This window comes from Streptomyces sp. NK08204, assembly GCF_020400585.1.
In the GTDB taxonomy this organism is placed as follows: domain Bacteria; phylum Actinomycetota; class Actinomycetes; order Streptomycetales; family Streptomycetaceae; genus Streptomyces.
This window is the reverse complement of the sequence record NZ_JAINVF010000005.1, coordinates 94,154-114,450: the sequence shown is the minus strand read 5'-3', so window position 1 is coordinate 114,450 and position 20,297 is coordinate 94,154. Positions and strand designations below refer to the sequence as shown.

The following is a 20,297-nucleotide window of genomic DNA, read 5'->3' as shown; positions in this document are numbered from 1 at the left end:
GATCAGCCGGTACTAGGACAGGGACCTGTACCCGCCCCACCCGGTCGCGATCTGGGTGCGCGCCCCGAACGACCCCTTGCCGTCACCGTAGTTGCGGTAGAGGTTGCCCGAGGTGTCCCGCGCGACGATGTCCGCCTTGCCGTCGCGGTTGGTGTCGCCGACGCCGACGATGACGTTGTACGAGCCGCCCCAGCTGCTGAACACCTTGGAGCGGGCGGCGAAGGTGCCCTTTCCGGTGCCGTTGTAGCGGTAGAGCGTGTTCGATCCGTCCTGGGCGAGGAGATCACCGATGCCGTCGCCGTTGAGGTCGCCGGTGCCGACGATCTTCTTGTAGCCCTTCCAGTTGTCGTACAGCTTCACGCGGGCGGACAGTCCGCCGGTGCTGGTGCCCTTGAACAGGTACACCGTGCCGGTCGACGCGTTGCGGGCGATCAGGTCCGCCCGGCCGTCACCGCTGATGTCACCGGGCGAGGTCAGCACGTCGTACTGGGTCCAGCCGCTGGTCGCCAGTGTCGTGTACGACGTCGTCGGCTTGAGCGCGGCGCCGCAGCCCGGCTTGTACAGCCGCAGGGCCCCGCTGCTCAGCCGCACCAGCACGTCGTTGCAGCGGTCCCCGCTCAGGTCGCCGAACGGGACCGCCTTGATGCTCGTCGCCCAGCCGCTGCCGCTGACCTTCTCCGAGAACTTCCCGGTTCCCGTGCCGATCTGGAAGGTGAGCGTGCCGGAGGAGTTGAGGGTCAGGAGGTCTCCGAGGCCGTCCGGGCCGTCGGGGCTGCCGAAGTCGTGCCGCACCGGAGCCCCGTTGTCGAGGAAGCCGCTGCCGGTCTTCACGGTGGTGGCGGTGGACGTGCCGAGGCCCGTCGCCGTCAGGGTCCACCTGAACATGCCGTTCGGGAAGCGGCTTCCGGTCGCGGTCTTGCCGTTCCAGCCCGCCGACACCCGGGCGGTGGAGGCTCCGCCGGTGATCGTGCGGGTGGCCTTGCCGGTCTCGCCGCTCTCCACCGAGGTGAAGGTCAGCGACCAGGAGGTGACGGGGCGGGACAGCAGCCACTCGCCGTTCCAGGAGGCGGAGGAGGACGGGGTGGCGTAGCTGCCGGCGCTCGACTCGAAGGCGGTCACGGCGGACGGGGTCACGCCGGTGGTGGCGACGCGCGTCTGCTCGTACCTGTCGAACCAGGCGACCAGGCCGGTGTACTCGTCGACCGTCCAGCGGTAACGGCGGTCGACGGCCAGCCCGGTGTCGGGGACCTCGGCGGCGACCACGCGGGTGGCCCCGGTGGCCGCGTCGGTGAGGACCAGCTCGTCGTGGTCGTGGTCGTGGCGGACGGTGAAGCCGTCGCCGAGGAGCACGTCACCGGGGGTGACGGCGACCGACGTACCGGCCTTGGTGTTGTACACCCCCGCCGAGGCCGTCCCGCAGGACCAGTACAGCCAGCGGCCCGCCGCCTGCAGCTCGGTGGGGACGCAGCCGGCGCCGGGGATCGTCACCGTGGTGAGGGTCTTGCCCTCGGTGAGGCTGTACGAGGTGACCTGGCCGGCGGTGGAGGTGGCGCTCCAGAGGGTGGAGCCGTTCAGGGCGGCGGCGCGGACGGAACGCTTCAGCTTCTGGCCGTAACCGAACTCGCCGACGTACTGCATCGGGGAGGAGCCCCCCGAGTTGTAGACCGCGTATCCGTCGGAGACGTCGACGATCCTGCCGCCCCCGGTGCCGAACTCCAGGTAGCTGTTGGACCATGCGTCGCCGATGGCGACCAGCCGGTCGGCGTTCTCCAGGCCGCTGCCGCCCTCGTTGGCGTCGTAGAACGTGCCGAGGTAGACGTCCTCGGGGTCGGTGCCCTTGTTGCCCCACATCGCCGAGCAGGTGGTGCCCGCGTACGGGCACACGGGGCTGACCGAGTCGCCGGCGGTGGCGTCGGACGCGGCCAGCGTGGTGCTGCCGTTCGTGGTCAGGGTGCGCACCGAGGTGGTGTCCATGGAGCTGCTGGGATTGTCCTGCGCCACCCGCAGACTGCCCCGGCTGAGCGCGAGACCCGTCTTGTGGTTCTCGTACGGCGCGACCTTGTACACCTTCTCCAGCTGGGGGGTGCCGTCCGCGCCCTGGTGGACGCGCTGCACCCACCAGTCGGCGGCACCCGTGCCGCCGACGACCAGGGCATCGCCGCCGGGCGTGGCCACGGGCGTGCCGTAGGAGCGGCCGAGCAGGGTCTTCGTGGTGCCGTCGGTCAGGGAGACGGCCGTGACGGCGCCTGTGTCCGACGGCATCAGGACGAGCCAGTTCCCGACGAGCACGGGAGAGAAGCCCGGCGTGCCGTTGCCCGGCACCGGAGCGGTCTCCTCGGCGCCGAGGTCGGCGCGGGGCTTGAGGTGCAGTCCGGCGTCCGGGCTGTACCAGCCGATCCGGTCGCCGGTGAGCACGAGCGACAGCCCGCTGTCGGCGCCGCTGAAGACCTGGGTGAGCTCGGCGGTGGCGAAGTCGAGGTAGTCGACGTCGTAGGAGGTGGTGCCGGTCGAGCTGTCGGAGGTGGCGTAGGCGAGCAACGCGCCCTTGGCGTCGCCGGTGCGCCGGTAGGTGGTGCCCGTCTTCCACTGCTTGTCGGCCGGGTTTCCGGTCGCCACGCGGGTGCGCTGCTTGCCGTCGACGTAGTCGAGCAGTTCCAGCCCGGTGCCGGGCACGCCCGAGCCGTCGAGGGAGGTGTCCTGCTCGGCGGCGACGACGGTGGTGCCGTAGGTGCCGACGTAGTCGAGCCTCGGCATGTCCAGCGTCCGCAGGGCGCCGTCCGGGGTCCACAGCGACACGGGTTCGGTGTAGGTCCGGTGCGGCAGCGCCACGGTGTCGGCGCCCTGTCCGAAGGTGCCCGAGGGGCATGGGAGGCCGATGTCGTAGCAGCTGGTGGTGGTCGGCTGGTACGGCTGGTAGCCGGAGCTGAGGGGCGGGCCGTTGACGGGGACGGTGCTGCCGTCCTCGTAGCTCGTCCACAGCAGTCCGGCGACGCCGCTCTGCCGGTGCAGGAAGCCGGTGTCGCCGGCCGCGAGCAGCCGTTCCACGCGAGGCGTGTCGGTGCGCGGATCGTTGAGGACGATCTCCGTCGTTCCGGCGGTCTGCGCGGTGGCCGCGCGGGCGGGTTCGCCGCCCCCGGAGGCCACGGTGAGGGTCGCGACGGCGACCGTGAGTGCAAAGACGGCAGCGGTCAGCCCGCCCCGTCTCAGGGCGTGTCTGCCCACCTGAGATTCCCTCCCGGCGAGGACCTCCGCCCTCGCCCAAGTGAGCGGACTTTACCAGCCTCTTTCCAGGTTCTTACTTCCGGCCCGGGTGCCTCTGCCGGGCCGGAGAATGCGGTGAGTGTGGGCGGCCTGGCCGAGTCCCGGCCGGCCGTTCGTTCTCACTTCCGGCGGTGCCACCAACGGCGTCCGCGGGTGGACGGCGACGGTTCGAGGACCGGCAAGGCCGAGAGGGCCTCGCGGATCCGGTCGAACGTGGCCACCGGGTGGTGCCCGAAGCCCTTGTTGTCGGCGGGCAGGAGGACACCGGCGCAGACCAGTTTGAAGCTGTCGGGGCCTTCCTCGTCGTCATCGGGTGCGGAGTAGAAGACGGGCGCGCCCACGCAGCCCGTCGGGAGTTCGGTGCTCCAGCGGATCGTGCCGTCCTGCATGCGCGCCAGGGCGCCCACCACGACCGCCTGCTCCCGGGCCCCGGTCCTCCGTGCCACGTCATGGCCCAGGGCGTACGCCGTGACCGGCTCGGCGGTGATCCGGTCGATGTCCTCGGTGCGGGCCGCGACGCCGTCGGTGATCTCGTCCGTCTTCCAGCTCCAGCCCCTGTCGGCGGCGTAAGCGTCCAGGAACGCCGTGGACTGGACGGCCACGCCGAGCCCGGCGAGTTCGGTCCAGCCCTGCGCGAACTGCGTGATCAGCGACCTTTCCGCGCTCGGCCCCGGGTCGCACATCTCCGGCCGCGGGGCCAGCTCGGCGACCTCGTAGCGGGTCTGCTCGACGGCGGTCAGCAGCAACGGGCGGACCGTGTCCGCCTCCTCCGTCGACTCCAGCAGCTCGTTGAACCAGAAGAGCGTGCCGTACGGGCCGGGGCGGTTGGCCCGCTGGAAGCCGAGGGTGGCGCGGCCCGCGTAGGAGGTGATGGCGTCGATGGTGGCCTGGTGGAGGCTCGGGGGCTCTTGCGTGGACATGAGGCCAGACCCTAGATGAGGCCGACACCGGCCGCGATGGGCGGCCCGCGGGAATGCCCTGCCGTACGCCGCGAAAACCTCCGCGAAGAGCTTGCCGTCACCCCCGGCACCGTCCACGTCCGCGACTCCAAGAACGTCGCAGGCCCACAGCTCGCGCTGGCGCCGAAGGCGTGGACGCACTTCGTGGGTCACGCCTCGGGGCTCTGATTGCTTGGCGATCTGCGCCCCGGCCGTAGTATCCGTCCCGTTGGCGAGTTGCCGACTCGCGCGAGAGCGGGGAGCACCCCTTGGCCGCTATGCCGGTCGGGCAGGGGTGGGCAGCATGTCCCGGCGTGCAGGGAGGCCCCGCCGGAGTGGGGGCCTCCCTGCACGGTCAGGTGCGGCTACCGAGGCGCAGGTCGAGGGCGCCTGGGCGACTTAGTTCACGTCTACGTAGTCGGCAGCAGAGTTGCTGGCGCCGGTCGTGGAGTTGCCGCTGTAGCGCCAGCGCCATGTGCCGTCCTGGGAAGCGGTCACCGTGGTCTTGAGATAGCCGGTACTGCTGGCGGTCACCGACTTGACCGTGGTGTAGGTGCTGGAACCGGCGGGCTTGAACTGCAGCTTCACCAGCCGGTCGCCGTAGTTGTCGTAGCGGTGCAGACTCCAGTTGGCCCGCTGCACGGTGCCGGTGACGGTGATCGTCTTGCCCTTGGTGACGGGCTCCGGGGAGGCGTTCATGTTCTGGATACGCGAGGCACGCTGGAGGCGGACCGTCGCGGAGAGCAGGTCGGTGTCGTAACTGCCGCCCTTCTTGATGCCCGTGCCGAGGGAATTCCAGTTGGTGGCATCACTGTTGACGAGCTTGCCGCCATTGCCGCCCGGCATGCCGTCGGGGTCGATGGTCATCGTCTCGTCGCAGTCGCGATAGGTGTAGCCGCCAGCGGAGGACTGGCGACAGCCCCACTGGGTCGTCGAGATCGAGAGTGTGTACCTGGTGGACCCATTGGTGCGGTACGCATCGACCCACCAGTCGTCGAGCGTCACGTTACTCTTCACCGTGTACGTCAACGGGGCTTCGACCTCGGCGCTGATGCCGACGACGATGGGCTTGCCGTTGTTGAACACGACGTTCGAGAACGAGATGTCACTCTCGGCCGCATGCGCGGTCGGCGCCATGAGCCCAATGCCCACGAGAGTCATGGCCCCGGCCGCCGCAACGGCGGCCGTGCGGCGCGCAGCCGAGGGCTGCCGCTGCGGAGCAGCAGCCGATGTCGAAATGATCAAATCCCCACCCCTGAGTCGCGTGCGAGTGACTGCATGGCGGGTCGACTGCCCGCCGCGGGCACTGTAGATCATCCGGGGCGGCGCCTGGCGCCACGGCCACGGTGGGGGCGCGGCCGGGACCAGGCCGCTCGGCCGCCGAAGCGCTCCTTGTACGTCTCCACGGCCGTCAGTGCAGTGCGACGGCGGAGTTCAGCTCCGCGATCCCCCGCCGTCCGATGGTCTCGCGCACCCCGGCAGCCGGTGAGTGGCGCGTACCTCGCCGCGACGGAGCACGCGGTTCGAAGCCGACAGCGGCTGTCCGGCCCGCTCTACCCGGCCTGGAAGACAAAGCTGAACTGCCGGCTCGGTGAGCCGCACCCCGTCAGAGCGGCCCGGGAACGCCTCGCTCCCGGGCCGCTCGACGCACGCCGACAGCCCTACGTACCGCTCATCAGGTCGGGGGTGAACAGTTCCTCCGGCGTGCTCGCCGTGACGGCGCGGTCCAGGTAGCGGGTGAGGGCGTCCGCGTCCGGACACAGGGACAGAGGGCGGAAGATTTCCTTGGATACCTCGATGTCGCGCACCTCCAGGACCCGTAGGACCGCCCCGGCCCACGCCGCGGTGTATCCGGCGGTGTATCCCCTGACCCAGTCCTCGTCCTCGTGCTCGTCACCGGGCCGTCTGTCCAGCTGGGCCCGGACGCGGGCCATGCTCCGGAGGGAGACGGAACCTTGTTGTCTCAACCTCTCCAGCCCGGCACGGAAGTCGCCCAGCACGCGCTCCGGCGGCACAGCGAGGCCCACGGACAGCATGCACATCCGGAGGAGGTCCATCAGTTCCGGTGAAGAGTCCACGTCGTCGTCGATCATGATCGCGCCGTGGGTCAGGCTTCGGTCCGGTCCGCGGTGTTCCCCGCGTCCTCGGCGAAGAGTTCGTCGACGCTTTCCACGTGGGGCGTCCGGTCCAGCCAGCGGTTGAGGAGGTCGAGGTCGGTGCAGTCGGCGATGCGTTCCCGGGCCTCCTTGGGGACGGTGATGCCGCGTACCTCGAGGAAGCGAAGGATGGCCCTCGCCTCGCCCCTCGCCTCGCCCCTGGCCTCGCCCTTGGTCTGGCCTTCCAGGTAGGTCTCCTCCAGCAGGGTGCCCCGGCCGGGGAAGAAGTTGGTGAAACTCATCAGCTTTCTCCATGTCTGTCGGGCCGGAGTGTCCCCCAGGCCGATCTCCAGTAGGCCGCTGAAGTAGAGGGCGGTCTGCGGGTCTGTCTCCTGCAGGGCGCCGAACAGGGCCTCCAGTATGGCTGTGGCTTCCGGATTCTTGCTATGCGTGATGGCGGAGAACGTCGCCATCGCCAGGTTCCGCGCAGCCGTACGCCGGTCGGTGATCATCGGCACGTTGTCCGGGCTCAGGACCAGCGGATGTGTGCTGTGGGTGGTCCAGCCCCGCACCTCGCAGGTGAATGGTCCGGTCGCCCACCGCGCCGTACGCCGGTCGGTGCAGGTGACGAGCAGCAGCACCGGAAGGCAGAACTTCTCGTGCAGATAGGCCACGTAGTACGACCAGCTCGTCGCCTTGCGGTTGTCGCGCAGGCCCTGCGTTTCGATGGCGAGCAGGAAGGCGTCCCCGTCCGACGGTTCGACGCGCAGGACGGTGTCCACGCGTCTTTCCAGAGGCTGGATCTCCGTCACGTCGGCGCTGAGGACCGACACCGATGCCTTGGCGGACATCGGGACTCCGAGGAGGCCGAAGACAGGGGTCAGGAGCTCCGGCCTGTCCTGGAAGATCCGGTGAGATGCCTCGTGGGTGGATGTGACCATGCGGTCAACGTAGAGGGATCAAGAGCCGGGGTGTTCCGCACGGGGAATGGTTCACCCGTTCGGGGAGGGAGGAAACGTTCACGCCTCCTCGATCGCCCTCGATCGCCGAATGCAGACGCGCAGAGGCCCGGAAACGGGGTGTTTCCGGGCCTCTGTCTATGCGGAGGTGGGCTGAGCCGTCGGCTGGGGATCAGGCGCCGTGGCCGCCGAAGCGCTCCTTGTACGTCTCCAGGTCCTCGTCCGTCAGCTTGGCGAACAGGACCGGCGGCACGGTGAACGGGGTGCCGGCCGGGACGGCGGTCAGGGCCTTCGCCTCATCCGCGGTGATCCAGGCGGCGGTGTCGTCCGCCAGGGAGAACGCCTGGCGCATCGCCTTCGCCGTCGTCGGGATCAACGGCTCGGAGACCACCGCGTACAGGTGGATCAGGTTCATCGCCGTGCGCAGGGTGAGGGCCGCGCCGTCCTTGTCCGTCTTGATCTCCAGCCAGGGGGCCTTCTCCTCCAGGTAGGAGTTGCCGGCCGACCACAGGGCGCGCAGCGCGGCGGCGGCCTTGCGGAACTGGAGGGTCTCCATGTGCGACTCGTACTCGGCGAGCAGCGAGGCGATCTCCTCGCCGAGGCGGGCCTCCGCCTCGCCCGGCTCGCCGCCGGCCGGGACGTCGTCGCCGAAGCGCTTGCGGGAGAAGGACAGGACGCGGTTGACGAAGTTGCCGAGGGTGTCGGCGAGGTCCTTGTTCACCGTGGCGGTGAAGTGCTCCCAGGTGAAGGAGGAGTCGTCCGACTCGGGCGCGTTGGCGATGAGGAAGTAGCGCCAGTAGTCCGCCGGGAGGATCTCCAGGGCCTGGTCGGTGAAGACACCCCGCTTCTGCGAGGTGGAGAACTTTCCGCCGTAGTACGTCAGCCAGTTGAAGGCCTTGACGTAGTCGACCTTCTTCCACGGCTCGCGCACGCCCAGCTCGGTCGCGGGGAACATCACGGTGTGGAAGGGGACGTTGTCCTTGGCCATGAACTCCGTGTAGCGGACGTCCGTGTCGGCGTCGTACCACCAGGACTTCCAGTCGCGGTTCTCCGGGTCCTGGTCGGCCCACTCCTTCGTCGCGCCGATGTACTCGATCGGGGCGTCGAACCAGACGTAGAAGACCTTGCCCTCGGCCGCCAGCTCCGGCCAGGTGTCCGCGGGGACCGGGACACCCCAGTCCAGGTCTCGGGTGATCGCGCGGTCGTGCAGACCCTCGGTCAGCCACTTGTGGGCGATGGAGGAGGCCAGCTGGGGCCAGTCCTTGTCGTGCTTGGCGACCCATTCGCGGACCTCGTTCTCCAGCTTCGACTGGAGGAGGAAGAGGTGCTTGGTCTCGCGGACCTCCAGGTCCGTGGAGCCGGAGATCGCCGAGCGCGGGTTGATCAGGTCGGTCGGGTCCAGGACCCGGGTGCAGTTCTCGCACTGGTCGCCGCGGGCCTTGTCGTAGCCGCAGTGGGGGCAGGTGCCCTCGACGTAGCGGTCGGGGAGGAAGCGGCCGTCGGCGGGCGAGTACACCTGGCGGATCGCCCGCTCCTCGATGAAGCCGTTCTCGTTCAGCTTGCGGGCGAAGTGCTGGGTGATGTCACGGTTCTCGGGGGAGGAGCTGCGGCCGAAGTAGTCGAAGGCCAGCGCGAAGCCGTCGTAGACCGCCTTCTGTGCGTCATGCGCCTGGGCGCAGAACTCGGCGACCGAGAGGCCGGCCTCCTTCGCGGCCAGCTCGGCGGGGGTGCCGTGCTCGTCCGTGGCGCAGATGTACAGGACGTCGTGGCCGCGCTGGCGGAGGTACCGGGAGTACACGTCCGCCGGGAGCATGGACCCCACCATGTTGCCCAGGTGCTTGATCCCGTTGATGTAGGGAAGGGCGCTGGTGATGAGGTGTCGAGCCATCGTGGCTGCTCCCAGGTCGCTGCGTTTTCTGCGGTTTCGAACCTTGAAATCGTAGCTGACAGGGGTGGGCCGCCCGCTTCCCGTTTTGCCGGGTGGGAAGGGGCGGCCGGAGAGCGTCGAGCCGTGGTTACGCTGGGTTACGGTCGCCAGGTCGCGAGCACGCCCTGGTACAGCTCCGTGTCCGTCAGTTCACGGGGGGCGGGCCCCGCGTGGAAGAAGGACGTGTTGCCGGTCTTCAGCCTGCGGAGGTAGTCGAAGGCCTTGTTGTCGTGCTCGCCGAAGGCCACGAAGGAGAAGAAGACGGAGGGGTGCTTCTCGGCGGCCCCGGTCAGGGACTGGGTGGCCGGGGTCTTGGCGTCGGGGGCGCCGTCCGTCTGGAAGACGACGAGGGCGGGGGCCGACGGATCCGCGTTCTTCTCGTAGTGGGTGAGGACGGCCTCCACGGCGGCGTGGTAGCTGGTGCGGCCCATCCGGCCGAGGCCGGAGTGGACCTCGTCGATCCTGGTCTCGTGGCCGGGGGCGAGGGTGAGATCGGTGGTGCCGTCGACCTCCGTGGAGAAGAAGACGACGTGGACCGTGGCCTCGGGGTCCAGGTGGGCGGCGAGGGCGAGGGCCTGGTCGGCGAGGGCCTGGGCGGAGCCGTCCTTGTAGTACGGACGCATGCTCGCGGAGCGGTCGAGCACGAGGTACAGCTTCGCGCGGGTGCCGGTGAGGCCTGCTTCGCGGAGGGCGGTGGCGGCGGCCTCGCAGGCGGAGGCGAGGGAGGGGGCGTGGGACTCCACGCGGGCGAGGGGGGTCGCGGGGGCGCTCTCCACCGCGGTCTCGGCTGCGCCGGCGGTGTCGATTTCGTCGTCGTGGGCGGGCTGGGTGTGGGCGGGCGTCGCCTCGGCTTCGCCTTCGGCGCCGGTTCCGTTCCCACCGGCACCACCCGTGCCGGTTACGTCGTCGTCTGCGGGTTGCCCTTGCGGTGCGTCACCGCCGTCGGCGACCGCGGCCGCGACCGGCTCCCCGGCCTCCGGGAACGCCACAGCCTCCGGCTCCGCTGACTCCGAGGCGGCGGCCTCCAGGTCCGTGGCCTTCGGCTCGGCGGTCTCCGAGTCCACGCCCTCCGGCTCAGCGGCCTTCGGCTCCGCGGTCTCTGCCTCGACGCCCTCCGGCTCAGCGGCCTCCGGCTCAGCGGCCTCCGGCTCAGCGGCCTCCCGCTCAGCGGCCTCCGGCTCAGCGGCCTCCGGCTCCGGGGTCACAGGGGCGGAAACCTTGAGGTCCGCGGCGTCCGCCTCGGGGGTCTTCTGCTCCGCAACCGCAGGCTCTCCGGTTTCCGGCTCCGCGGCCACGGCGTCGGAACCCGTCAGCTCCGCTGCCTCCGCCTCCTGGATCACGGCAGCGAAAGCCTCCGGGTCCGCTGCCTCCGGCTCGAGGGTCTTCTGTTCTGCGGCCATGGCATCGGAAGCCTTCAGCTCCATTGCCTCCGGTTCCTCGGCCCTCGCCTCGACGGCCTCTGGCTCTGCGGCCAGGGAGGCAGGAGCCTCCGGCTCGGTGGCCGGTGCCTCCGCGGCCTCTGCCTCTACGGCCTCCGGCTCGGTGGCCTGCGGCTCTGTGGCCTGCGGCTCGGTGGCCTGTGCCTCTGTGGCCTGCGGGTCTGCGGCCTGTGCCTCTGTGGCCTGCGGGTCTGCGGCCTGTGCCTCTGTGGCCTGTGCCTCCGCGGCCTGCGGGTCTGCGGCCTGTGCCTCTGTGGCCTGTGCCTCCGCGGCCTGCGGCTCGGTGGCCTCCGGCTCGGTGACCTCTGCCTCTGCGGCCTGCGGCTCGGTGGCCTCCGGCTCGGCGGCCTCCGGCTCGGTGACCTCTGCCTCTGCGGCCTCCGGCTCGGCGGCCTCCGGCTCGGTGACCTCTGCCTCTGCGGCCTCCGGCTCGGCGGCCTCCGGCTCGGTGACCTCTGCCTCTGCGGCCTCCGGCTCGGTGGCCTCCGGCTCGGCGGCCTCCGGCTCGGTGGCTTCTGCCTCTGCGGCCTCCGGCTCGGCGGCCTCCGGCTCGGTGGCTTCTGCCTCTGCGGCCTCCGGCTCGGCGGCCTCCGGCTCGGTGACCTCTGCCTCTGCGGCCTCCGGCTCGGCGGCCTCCGGCTCGGTGACCTCTGCCTCTGCGGCCTCCGGCTCGGTGGCTTCTGCCTCGGCGGCCTCCGGCTCGGTGGCCTCCGCCTCGGTGGCCTCCGGCTCCTCCGCCTCCGTGTGCGTCGCCTGCTGCTCGTGCGCCGGTGTTTCCACCTGCAGCGGGTCTGCCGGGGACGCTGGGCGGGGGACCCTGATGTTGTCGAAGGCCGCTGCTACCAGGTCGTGTTCCTGGGTGTCCGCGGGCGGCTCGGCGGGTTCGGGGGCGGGTTCGGGTTGCGTGGGGAGCTGGTGCGCACCCTCTGCTTCGGCAGCACGTGTTTTGCGGGAGCGGCCGAATGTGTTCCGCAGGAGAGTGAGAATGCCCATGTGCGCAACCCTTCGCATGAGGTGATGCCCGCCAATCCCTGGCCAGGACGGACACGTAAGGTTAGCGGCCCCGGATGACGATCTCAGTGCGGCGACGCGATCGCCCTGGCCGTGGCCACTTCCTGGCGCAAAGGTTCCAGCACACTGTCCGACGGGCCCGTCAGATCCGTGCGGACCGCGATCAGGGTGTCCGCCTGGCGGAGTCCTTCCGACAGCTCCCTCAGTTGCAGGGTTATCTGGGCGACTTCCGACGGGGAGGGGGGCTGGGCCCCGTGGCGGACCCGGACCCTGGCCGCCGTCGTCGCGTCCACGATGCGTTCCACCGCGACCACCAGCGGCCACCAGGCCGCCGCCCGGCGGCCCATCGGCGGGGGTTCCGTCAGGGCCCGCTGGAACTCCGTGCGGACGACCGACAGGTCGCGGTAGAGGCGGCGACGCATGCGGGCCCGTGCTGCCGCCGGGTCCGATGAGCCCGCGGGTGGTTCCGTGAACGCCGTTTCCACGTACCTCGCCGTGTCCGCCACCGCGTCCGCCAGGCGGTCGCCCACCCGGCTGTGCCAGCTCTCCGGCCAGAGGAGGTAGCCGACGATCAGGGCGATCGCGCAGCCGATCAGGGAGTCGAGCAGACGGGGGAGCAGCAGGGCCGTGCCCTGGTGGTTGAGGATGTCGGAGAGGAGGAGGATCACCGGGGTGATCGCTGTCGTCTGGTAGCCGTAGCCCCGGGGGGTCATCGCCGGGATGAGCGGGGCCAGGAGCAGCATCGCCGGTACGTCCGCCCAGCCGCGCGGCACCTCCGCCAGCACCGCCGCCGCGATCACCAGTCCCGCCACCGTGCCGAGCGCGCGCAGCAGGGCCCGGGAGAAGACGGAGCCGAAGTCGGGCTTGAGGACGAAGGTGATGGTCAGGGTGACCCAGTAGGAGCGCGGAACCGGGATCAGCGACACCAGCGCCTGGGCGAGGCCGATGCACAGGGCCAGGCGCAGGCCGTAGTGCCAGGAGCTGGCGGAGAGCATGACGCCGCGGGCGGCTCGTGCCGTGCGGATGCGCAGCGTGGCGGGGCGGCCCAGGCGGTCGTCGATGCCCCGGGGGTCGACGTCGGGCGTGGCGACGACCTTGGCCGCGTGCCGTAGTGCGTGGTCGACGGCTCTGGCCGTCTCGGTGGTGGGCGGGGGGAGGTCCGGGAGGGGGATCGGGCCCCGGTAGCCCGTCTCGATGGCCTGGGAGAGGTGGTGGAGCGCCTCGGGGATCTCCGCGGGGAGCGGGCGGCCGTACAGGTGTGCCGCCGGGGCCGCCTCCAGTACGGGGGTGATCGCGTTCAACTCGGCGAGCAGAACGGTCAGGTCTGGGCTGCGGCCGTGATGGCGGGCGCGCCGGGCGAGGATCAGGTCGTACGACTGGTTCAGCGACTGGGTGACCGCCCGGCGGGCCTCGTCGTACTCCTCGGTGCGCTCGTCCGTGCCGGAGGCGGCGAGGAGGGCCGCCACCGACCGGTACGTGTCCGCCACCGCCGCGCGTTCGGGGACGCCCGAGCGCAGCGGCCAGGCCAGCAGGGCCAGGAGCAGGACGAGGAGGCCGCCGCCGGTCATCAGGGCGGGGGCGAGCCACCAGGGACCGGGCAGCGGGAGGCCCGCACCGATCGCGCAGTTGAGCAGGAGCAGCAGGCCGGACACCGAGGCGACCGCGCCGATGGTCGAGATCATCCCGGAGAGGAGGGCCACCCCGGTGACCGCCGCCACCGCGTACCAGCCGTGGCCGTAGACGAGGGCGCCCAGGGTCACGCCCACCGCGCCGAAGAGCTGCGGGACGGCGATGTTGAGGATGCGCATGCGGTAGGCGTCGGCGGTGTCGCCGATGACACCGGACAGGGCGCCCATCGAGGCGAGCGCGCCGTAGCCGGGCTGTCCGGCCGCGAGTCCTACGGCCAGGGGGAGGGCCATGGCGATGGCGGCCCGGACCACGGCCGGCCGGTTGACCGGGGCCTGCTGCGGTTGGAGGTTCCGGACCAGCCAGTCGGGAGGGGTGAGGCCGATCGGGAACTCGCGGGACATGCGGCCATTATGGCTGGTACAGCTCGTTTGGGTTACTTCGGTGGCGCGCGTCCACGCGGGCCAGGAACCTTCCCAGCGCCCCGTTGAACTCCTCCGGACGCTCCAGGTTCGGCATGTGCGCCGCCCCGGCGACGACACACAGCTCGGAGTCCGGCAGGGCCGCGTGCATCGCCTCGGCGTCGGACACGGGGGTGTACGTGTCGTCGGCGCCGACCACCACCAGCGCGGGGACGGCCACCTTCGTCAACAGGTCGCGGTAGTCGGGGCGTTCGGCCCGGCCGCGCAGGGCCGCCGCGGCGCCCTCGGGAGCGGTGGCCGTCATCATGCGGTGGACGTGGGCCTTGACGGCGGGGTCGGCGTAGGGGGCGACCATTTTCTCCAGGACCTCGTCGGCGTACCCGCGCATGCCCTCCGCCAGCAGCCGCTCGGCCATGGCGCGCCGGGCGAGTCTGCCCTCGGGGGTCTCCGGAGCGGGGAAGGTGTCCGCGAGGACCAGCCCCCGGACGCGGTCGCCGAAGCGGTCGTAGCACTCCATCACGATCTGGCCGCCCATGGACAGGCCGCCGAGGACGAACGTGTCCACGCCGAGGGCGTCCAGGAGTTCCTCGATGTCCTGGGCATGCCGGTCCAGCGGGACCGTGCCGGGGGTCACGGGAGAGGCGCCGTAGCCGCGGAGGTCGGGGGCGATCACCCGGCGGGCGGTGGCGAACTCCGCCAGCTGCGGGGCCCACATCGTGCGGTCGAAGGGGTGTCCGTGGATCAGGACCAGCGGGGTCCCGGTGGTTCCGGTGGTCCCGGCGGCGCCGGACGGTGGCGTGGGGGTGGGGGCCCTGTGGAGCGTCGAGGTTGTGAAGGATTCAGGGGTTTTGTCGTCGTATGCGAGGAACGGTGGCATGTGACCGACCCTAGGTCCGGCCCCTCGCTCGGGGCAATAAAATCTTTGCCCTCGGTGCAATCCAACGCACCATGTGAACAGGGGGTGTTGTGGGGGACTACCGGCGTATCGCCGACCGGATCGCGGAGGACATCGCCGGCGGGCGGCTGCGGCCGGGGCAACGGCTGCCGCCGCAGCGGGTGTTCGCCCGGCGGCGCGGGATCGCGCCCTCGACGGCGGGACGCGTGTACGGCGAACTCGTGCGCCGGGGCCTTGTGGTGGGCGAGGTCGGGCGCGGCACGTTCGTGCGGGCCACCGAGTTGGACGGGCAGCCGGGCCGCGCGCTGACCGAGGCCGCCGGTGTCGCACCGGTCAACCTGGAGCTGAACTACCCTTCCGTGCCGGGCCAGACGGAGCTGCTGGCCCCGGCCCTCGCCCCGCTGCTGCGGCCGGACGCGCTCGAGGCTGTACTGCGCCCCGCCGCGGCCACCGGCACCGGTGCCGCCCGGGAGGCGGTCGCCGGGCTGCTCGCCACCGCCGGCGCCGCCGAAGGTGTTGCCGGCGGCACCACCGGAACGCCGTGGCCCGACCCGGCGACGATCCTGTTCACCGGCAACGCCCGCCAGGCCATCGCCGCCACGCTCGCCTCGCTGGTCCGGCCCGGTGGCCGGGTAGGTGTCGAACCGCTGACGTACCCGCTGGTCAAGGAGATCGCGGCCCGGCTCGGCTGCGTTCTGGTCCCGCTCGCCACGGACGCCGAGGGACCGCTGCCCGAGTCGGTCGCCGCCACCCACCGCAGCACTCCCCTGTCGGCCCTCTACCTCCAGCCGACCCTGCACAATCCGACATCGCTCACCATCGGCCCCGAACGCCGTGCCCAACTGGCTGAAGTCATGAGGTCACTGGAGATACCGGTGGTCGAGGACCGGATCTGGTCCTTCCTGCGGCCCGGGGGCGAGCCTGCGTTCAGCTCGCTCGTCCCCGAACTCGGCCACCTCGTGGACGGGTTGTCCAAGCGGGTCGCGCCGGGGCTCACGATCGGGTTCATCGTCGCACCGGCCGGGCGGGTCGAGGCGGTGGAGCGGGCCGTGCGGTCCGGGGGCTGGAGCGCGGGCGCCTTCGCGCTGGAGGCCGCCGTGCGGTGGATCGGGGACGGGACCGTGCACCGGCTGGTGGCCGCCAAGCGGTGGCAGGCGGAGCGGCGGCAGCGGCTGGTCGCCGAGGAACTGGCCGGCTTCACCGTACGGTCCGATCCAGGGGCCTACTTCGCCTGGTGGGAGCTGCCCGCGCCGTGGCGGGCGGACACCTTCACCGCCGCCGCGCGGGCGCACGGCATCGCGGTCACGCCGGGTACGGCCTTCTCGGTGGGCGCGAGCCGGACCCCGGACGCGGTCAGGCTCGGGCTCGCGTCGGCGCCTGAGCCGGAGCTTGTTCGGGCGCTGCGGACTCTCGCCGGCCTCGCGCGGGGCGGGACGGCCGCGGGCGCCGGGACGGCCGGAGGTACCGGGTGAGCCAGGCGGTCAGGGCCACGGTCAGGCCGAGGGCGAGCAGCAGCCAGGAGACCGTGCGAAGGGTGGCGGTGAGGGCGTCGTAGACCGCGCCCGCGGCCGGGTGGGAGACGCCGGCGGGCAGGCCGTCGAGGGTCAGGGCCCGGCCGGCGGTCAGCGCGAGGCCGAGCAGGGCGCCGCCCAGGGCCGTGCCCAGCGCGGTCGCCACGATGACGCGCCTGCGGCGGACAGCGACTGCGATTCCGGTGACGGCGAAGGCCACAGCGGCCACCGGGAGCCAGAAACCGGCGACTTCGAGCAAGTGGAACCCCTTCCGGAGCGGTGCGAGTTCGGCCGCCGGGAGCACGGCGACCGCGGTGTGCTCCACCGGGATGCGCGCGGCGAGCGGCACATGGTCGCGGGTGAGCAGGCGCTTGACCTGGGCGGTGACGGGGGCGAAGTCGACGGTGACGGGGCGGTCGCCGTCCGTGTCGTCCTGCCGGTCCTCGCGCAGGGCGCGCAGCACGGCGTCGTGCGTGACCCGGTTCCCGGTCTCCCAGGCCAGCCGGAAGGCACGGGTATGGGTGAAGGAGCGCGCCGCGTCGTGGACGAACGGGCGGACGGAACCACGCAGCGGGCGGACGTCCAGGCGCTGGTCCACCTCGCGCACGATGCCGTCACCGATCGCGTCCGCGACGGCTTCCCGCACGGCCGGGTCGGCGGCGAGCGGTGCCATCGTGGTGACGTACCGGCCCGTGTCGGCGAGCCCGTACGACGCCCAGGCCGCCAGCGCGCCGAACGGCACGAGGAGACAGGACAGGGCGAGCAGTACGGCCGACAGGGCGCTCCTTAGACGTGGGGGCACCCTTCCAGGCAAGAGCTCCGGAGGCCGCCGCGCGAGCGGCACGACTGCGATCGGGTGGAATCGTCTGTGAACGGGTGAAATGCCGAGCTGGGAGGGCGCCTTCCGCTCTCCGGTGGAGGGTTCACCCGAACGGGTGTTTCCTGGTGCTGTGGTGAGGAGGGAAACGCAGGGGAGTGCACGGGCCCCGGCCGTCCTCGGCCGGGGCCCGCGTACGTACGTCGTCCGGTGTCGTCCGGCGACGCTCGACGGGCACTCAGCGGACGCGGTGCCCTTCAGCGTCCTCGTGCGTGTAGTACCAGTAGAAGAACGCCACGAGGGTGGCCCCGGAGACCGCCAGCGCCATGCCCACGGACCTGAGCGCCGCGGCTCCGGTCGCGCTGTACATGAACCCGAACGCGCAGCCGACGAACGCCGTCCACGCGAGCGCGTGCACCTCACGTCTCAGCCGCGGTCCCACGGCCAGCAGGCCCATGCACACCACCGCGAACACGAGCGCGCTGATGAACCCGAGCAGCAGGTTCCCGCCGGTGATGGGACCGCCGGCCCGGTCGTTGGCCGCGACCCAGTAGCCGTAGACCAGCCCCAGTGCGACCGGTACGGCCACCCGGGAGATCCTGTGGGTGCGCTCGTCGAAGACGTTCGGCGAGCGGGCCGCGCCGAGCGCGGGTGCCGCTTGAGCCATGAGAGTTCTCCTCTCTCCTCGCCCCCGCCTTCCAGGGCACACCTGGGGGCACGGCCTGGCAAGTCGGCCGGGTGAGTGACGGGCGGACGCCGGTGAGTGAGGGGACGAGCGCCGGTGAGTGACGGGTGAGCGCCTGTGAGCACCGGGTGAACCGGGCGCCCGGATGCGGGCGGTGCCGTCCCGTGCTTGGCTGAAGCACATGAAGGGCCTGGTTGGCGCGCCCGACGACGAGGTCCTGCGGCGCAGTCTCTTGCCCCGCGTCTGGGGCCGGGGTGTCGGCTGGGCGCCGTTGCTGCTGCTCGTCGGCGTCATCCTGCTCGACTTCTTCACCAGCGCGCCGTACCGGTTCATCTCCTGGGCCGTCCTCGTGCCCGGCACGGCCGCCGCCCTCTGCGGGATGTGGACGACCGCCACGTATGCGGTGCTGGCGATGGCGACCTACCTCGTGATGGACACCGTCTCGCCCGACCGGTACCGGGCCGGGCTGCCCGACTTCATCCTGGTCGGCCTCGGCGGCGTCCTCGCCACCCTGGCCTGCGTGGTACGGCTCCGCGGCGAGCGTCGGATGCTGCGCATGCGGGACATCGTCGAGACCACCCGCCGTACGGTGTTGCGCCCGATGCCACCGGTGTGGGCGGGCCTGGAGCACGCGGCCGTCTATCTCGCCGCCGACACCGACGCCCGGGTCGGCGGCGACTTCTACGACATCCAGCCCGGCCCGCACGGCACCCGCGTGCTCATCGGGGACGTGCAGGGCAAGGGGCTGGGCGCGGTGGAGACCGCCGCCGCGCTGCTCGGCACCTTCCGGGAGGCGGGGTACCACGAGGCGGACCTCGCGACCGTCGCCCAGCGGCTCGAGGCACGGATGGTCCGGCACCGCATCCAGAACACCGCGCTCGGCCGCGACGACGGCGACCGGTTCGCCACGGCCGTGCTGATCGGTTTTCCCGGCGCCGGCCCGGTCAACGGGGACGGGGCCGGTGAGGCGTGCGTCGAGGTCGTCAACTTCGGGCATGAACCGCCGCTCGCGGTCGGCCCGTACGGTGTCCGTGTGCTGCCCGCCGGCGACGGGCTGCCGCTCGGCCTCGGTGAACTGGCGGACGGTCCGCCACCGGTGCGCCGGGTGCCGCTGGCCGACGAGGAGACCCTGCTCCTGGTCACCGACGGGGTGACCGAGGCGCGCAACGGCCCCGGCGAGTTCTACCCGTTGGCCCGGGAAGTGGCCCGCCTGATCGGCGACGACCCGCGCCGGGCCGAACCCCTGCCTCTCGTACGGCTGGTCCGCGATGGCGTCCTGCGGCACTGCGAGGGGCGGCTGGAGGACGACACCACCGTCTTCGCGCTCCGCCGGGCGGTGGCCGAAGAGGACGGACGGGAACGTTTGCAGTCCTGATGACGCGCGGGTCTCCAGCGGCAGCGGTTACGGTGCTGGCTGGAGAGCGATCGACAGGGTCGACAGCGTCGACAGGGGAGGGACGATGCCCGGAACCGTGCTGCTGCTCGCGGCCTCGCCGGTGGGCCGAGGACGCCTGGTGGACGCGGCCGGTGTACTGCCGGTCCTCGCCGCCGTCGCGCCCTCCGTGCTCGCCGGCACCGACACCGCGAACGTGGTCGAACTCGCCGACCCGCTGGAACCACAGGCCGTCCTCACCCGGCTGCGCGCCGCCGCGGCGGCCCCCGGGCCGCTCACCCTGTACATCGCGGGCCAACTGCAACTGGACCGCCGGCAGCGGCTGCCCCACCTCGCGCTGGCCCGCACCACCCCGGCGACCGTCCGCTACACCGCACTGCCCTGGCACTGGATCCGGGAGGAGCTGCGGCTGCGGTCCGCCGCGGACACCGCGCTGATCGTCGACCTGCACGCGGACGCGGAGACGTGGCAGTGCCTCGCCGAGCGACCGCTCGACTGTGGCAGCAACACGGCGGTGTACGGACGTGTCGCGCCCGCCACAGCGGGGCGGCGGGCCGGTGTGGCGGAGCCGCTGTACATGAAGGCGGTGGCCACGGTGCTGCGCAGCGGGCACCGGCCGGGGCTTGCGGAGCTGCACGAACAGGCGGTGGCCCGGATCGCCGAGGCGAGCGCCGGGCGGGACCTGCTGCTGGCCATCCCTGGGGGCCCCGCCCCCAGACCCCCGCTCGCCCACGCGCCCACGCGTCCCGGGTCTCGGGAGGGGCAGAGCGGTCTCATGCCGTCGGGTGGGCAGGCTGGTCCCGGTTCCCTCGGCGGGCGGGATGGTCTCGGCCAACCGGATGGGCAGGCCGGTTTCGGGCGGCCACGCGCGCAGTCGGGTCTTCCTGTGCCGAGGCAGGATCCCCACGCAGCCGTTGCCGCCGCTGTTCAGAACGGACGGCACGGGGATGCCGATCTGATCGCTGCCCGGCTCGAGCAGGCGGCCGTACGTGCTCATGGAGCCGGGTCCGAAGAGGCGTTGCACTGGGCCGAAGTGCGGGCCGATCTTGCGATGTTCGCCGGGGACGCCGTACGCAGCTGCCGGGCCTGGATGGCGGTGGCCGCGGCCCGGCTACAGGCGGGGCAGGGGGCCGACTCGGCGGCCGTGGAGGCCGCTGTCGACCGGGCCCATCACCAGTGGGGGCGGATCGAGGACGCGGCACCGGCCCGGGAAATCGGGCTGGTGCTCGCGGAGTTGAGGCTACGGGTGCCGGGCCGCCGACAGGGCGCGCTGGAGAACGTCCAGCGGCACCTGCGGCAGCTCCAGGCCCACTGACG

Annotated in this window: 15 protein-coding genes; 4 read left to right on the top strand and 11 right to left on the bottom strand. The window is 71.8% G+C overall.

What is annotated here, in order from left to right; translation table 11 throughout:
• Nucleotides 1–12 precede the first annotated feature (12 nt).
• A complete protein-coding gene (locus tag K7G59_RS34975; protein ID WP_225832498.1) occupies nt 13–3,222 on the bottom strand; it encodes a VCBS repeat-containing protein in 3,210 nt (1,069 codons plus the stop codon).
• Between the two features lie 158 nt (nt 3,223–3,380).
• Nucleotides 3,381–4,181, bottom strand: coding sequence for a hypothetical protein (locus K7G59_RS10155; protein ID WP_225832496.1), 801 nt, complete (start codon nt 4,179–4,181; stop codon nt 3,381–3,383).
• Between the two features lie 36 nt (nt 4,182–4,217).
• Between K7G59_RS10155 and K7G59_RS10150 the strand changes: the two genes are divergently transcribed.
• The gene (locus tag K7G59_RS10150; RefSeq protein WP_225833092.1) at nt 4,218–4,388 is read left to right on the top strand and encodes a DUF397 domain-containing protein; all 171 of its coding nucleotides are present in this window, start codon (nt 4,218–4,220) and stop codon (nt 4,386–4,388) included.
• Between the two features lie 210 nt (nt 4,389–4,598).
• On the opposite strand, the gene K7G59_RS10145 is transcribed toward K7G59_RS10150, so the two are convergent.
• The 7 genes from K7G59_RS10145 to K7G59_RS10115 form a co-directional block, all read right to left on the bottom strand.
• Entirely contained in the window at nt 4,599–5,444 is an 846-nt protein-coding gene (locus K7G59_RS10145) for a hypothetical protein (RefSeq protein WP_225832494.1), read from the bottom strand.
• 416 nt (nt 5,445–5,860) lie between these two features.
• Nucleotides 5,861–6,292, bottom strand: coding sequence for a hypothetical protein (locus K7G59_RS10140; RefSeq protein ID WP_225832492.1), 432 nt, complete (start codon nt 6,290–6,292; stop codon nt 5,861–5,863).
• Nucleotides 6,293–6,306: 14 nt separating this feature from the next.
• Nucleotides 6,307–7,236, bottom strand: a complete 930-nt coding sequence (locus K7G59_RS10135; protein ID WP_225832489.1) for a hypothetical protein — start codon at nt 7,234–7,236, stop codon at nt 6,307–6,309.
• A 190-nt stretch (nt 7,237–7,426) separates the two neighbouring features.
• A complete protein-coding gene (metG, locus tag K7G59_RS10130) occupies nt 7,427–9,142 on the bottom strand; it encodes a methionine--tRNA ligase (protein WP_225832487.1) in 1,716 nt (571 codons plus the stop codon).
• 137 nt (nt 9,143–9,279) lie between these two features.
• Entirely contained in the window at nt 9,280–11,400 is a 2,121-nt protein-coding gene (locus K7G59_RS34970) for a VWA domain-containing protein (RefSeq protein WP_225832485.1), read from the bottom strand.
• A gap of 296 nt (nt 11,401–11,696) precedes the next feature.
• The gene (locus K7G59_RS10120; RefSeq protein ID WP_225832484.1) at nt 11,697–13,661 is read right to left on the bottom strand and encodes an FUSC family protein; all 1,965 of its coding nucleotides are present in this window, start codon (nt 13,659–13,661) and stop codon (nt 11,697–11,699) included.
• 7 nt (nt 13,662–13,668) lie between these two features.
• A complete protein-coding gene (locus K7G59_RS10115) occupies nt 13,669–14,556 on the bottom strand; it encodes an alpha/beta fold hydrolase (RefSeq protein ID WP_225832482.1) in 888 nt (295 codons plus the stop codon).
• Between the two features lie 89 nt (nt 14,557–14,645).
• On the opposite strand from K7G59_RS10115, the gene K7G59_RS10110 reads away from it, so the two are divergent.
• Nucleotides 14,646–16,046: a PLP-dependent aminotransferase family protein gene (locus K7G59_RS10110; RefSeq protein ID WP_225832480.1), complete on the top strand. Its 1,401-nt coding sequence runs from the start codon at nt 14,646–14,648 to the stop codon at nt 16,044–16,046.
• Here the strand turns inward: K7G59_RS10110 and K7G59_RS10105 are convergent.
• Nucleotides 15,928–16,887: a hypothetical protein gene (locus K7G59_RS10105; protein ID WP_225832479.1), complete on the bottom strand. Its 960-nt coding sequence runs from the start codon at nt 16,885–16,887 to the stop codon at nt 15,928–15,930. The two genes, K7G59_RS10110 and K7G59_RS10105, sit on opposite strands and share 119 nt — an antisense overlap.
• A 253-nt stretch (nt 16,888–17,140) precedes the next feature.
• The gene (locus K7G59_RS10100; protein WP_225832477.1) at nt 17,141–17,569 is read right to left on the bottom strand and encodes a hypothetical protein; all 429 of its coding nucleotides are present in this window, start codon (nt 17,567–17,569) and stop codon (nt 17,141–17,143) included.
• A 199-nt stretch (nt 17,570–17,768) separates the two neighbouring features.
• On the opposite strand from K7G59_RS10100, the gene K7G59_RS10095 reads away from it, so the two are divergent.
• Both K7G59_RS10095 and K7G59_RS10090 read left to right on the top strand, forming a co-directional pair.
• Nucleotides 17,769–18,962 (top strand): PP2C family protein-serine/threonine phosphatase, encoded by a 1,194-nt coding sequence (locus tag K7G59_RS10095; protein ID WP_225832475.1) that lies wholly within the window; start codon nt 17,769–17,771, stop codon nt 18,960–18,962.
• Nucleotides 18,963–19,047: 85 nt separating this feature from the next.
• A complete protein-coding gene (locus tag K7G59_RS10090; protein WP_225832472.1) occupies nt 19,048–20,295 on the top strand; it encodes a hypothetical protein in 1,248 nt (415 codons plus the stop codon).
• The last annotated feature ends 2 nt before the right edge of the window (nt 20,296–20,297 follow it).

Bases quoted from the DNA above. Each gene is read 5' to 3' on its own strand.
- K7G59_RS10115 (WP_225832482.1), bottom strand. From the start codon at position 14,556: ATGCCACCGTTCCTCGCATACGACGACAAAACCCCTGAATCCTTCACA.
- K7G59_RS10155 (WP_225832496.1), bottom strand. From the start codon at position 4,181: ATGTCCACGCAAGAGCCCCCGAGCCTCCACCAGGCCACCATCGACGCC.
- K7G59_RS10090 (WP_225832472.1), top strand. From the start codon at position 19,048: ATGCCCGGAACCGTGCTGCTGCTCGCGGCCTCGCCGGTGGGCCGAGGA.
- metG (WP_225832487.1), bottom strand. From the start codon at position 9,142: ATGGCTCGACACCTCATCACCAGCGCCCTTCCCTACATCAACGGGATC.
- K7G59_RS10120 (WP_225832484.1), bottom strand. From the start codon at position 13,661: ATGTCCCGCGAGTTCCCGATCGGCCTCACCCCTCCCGACTGGCTGGTC.
- K7G59_RS10100 (WP_225832477.1), bottom strand. From the start codon at position 17,569: ATGGCTCAAGCGGCACCCGCGCTCGGCGCGGCCCGCTCGCCGAACGTC.
- K7G59_RS10095 (WP_225832475.1), top strand. From the start codon at position 17,769: ATGAAGGGCCTGGTTGGCGCGCCCGACGACGAGGTCCTGCGGCGCAGT.
- K7G59_RS10135 (WP_225832489.1), bottom strand. From the start codon at position 7,236: ATGGTCACATCCACCCACGAGGCATCTCACCGGATCTTCCAGGACAGG.
- K7G59_RS10140 (WP_225832492.1), bottom strand. From the start codon at position 6,292: ATGATCGACGACGACGTGGACTCTTCACCGGAACTGATGGACCTCCTC.
- K7G59_RS10150 (WP_225833092.1), top strand. From the start codon at position 4,218: ATGGGCGGCCCGCGGGAATGCCCTGCCGTACGCCGCGAAAACCTCCGC.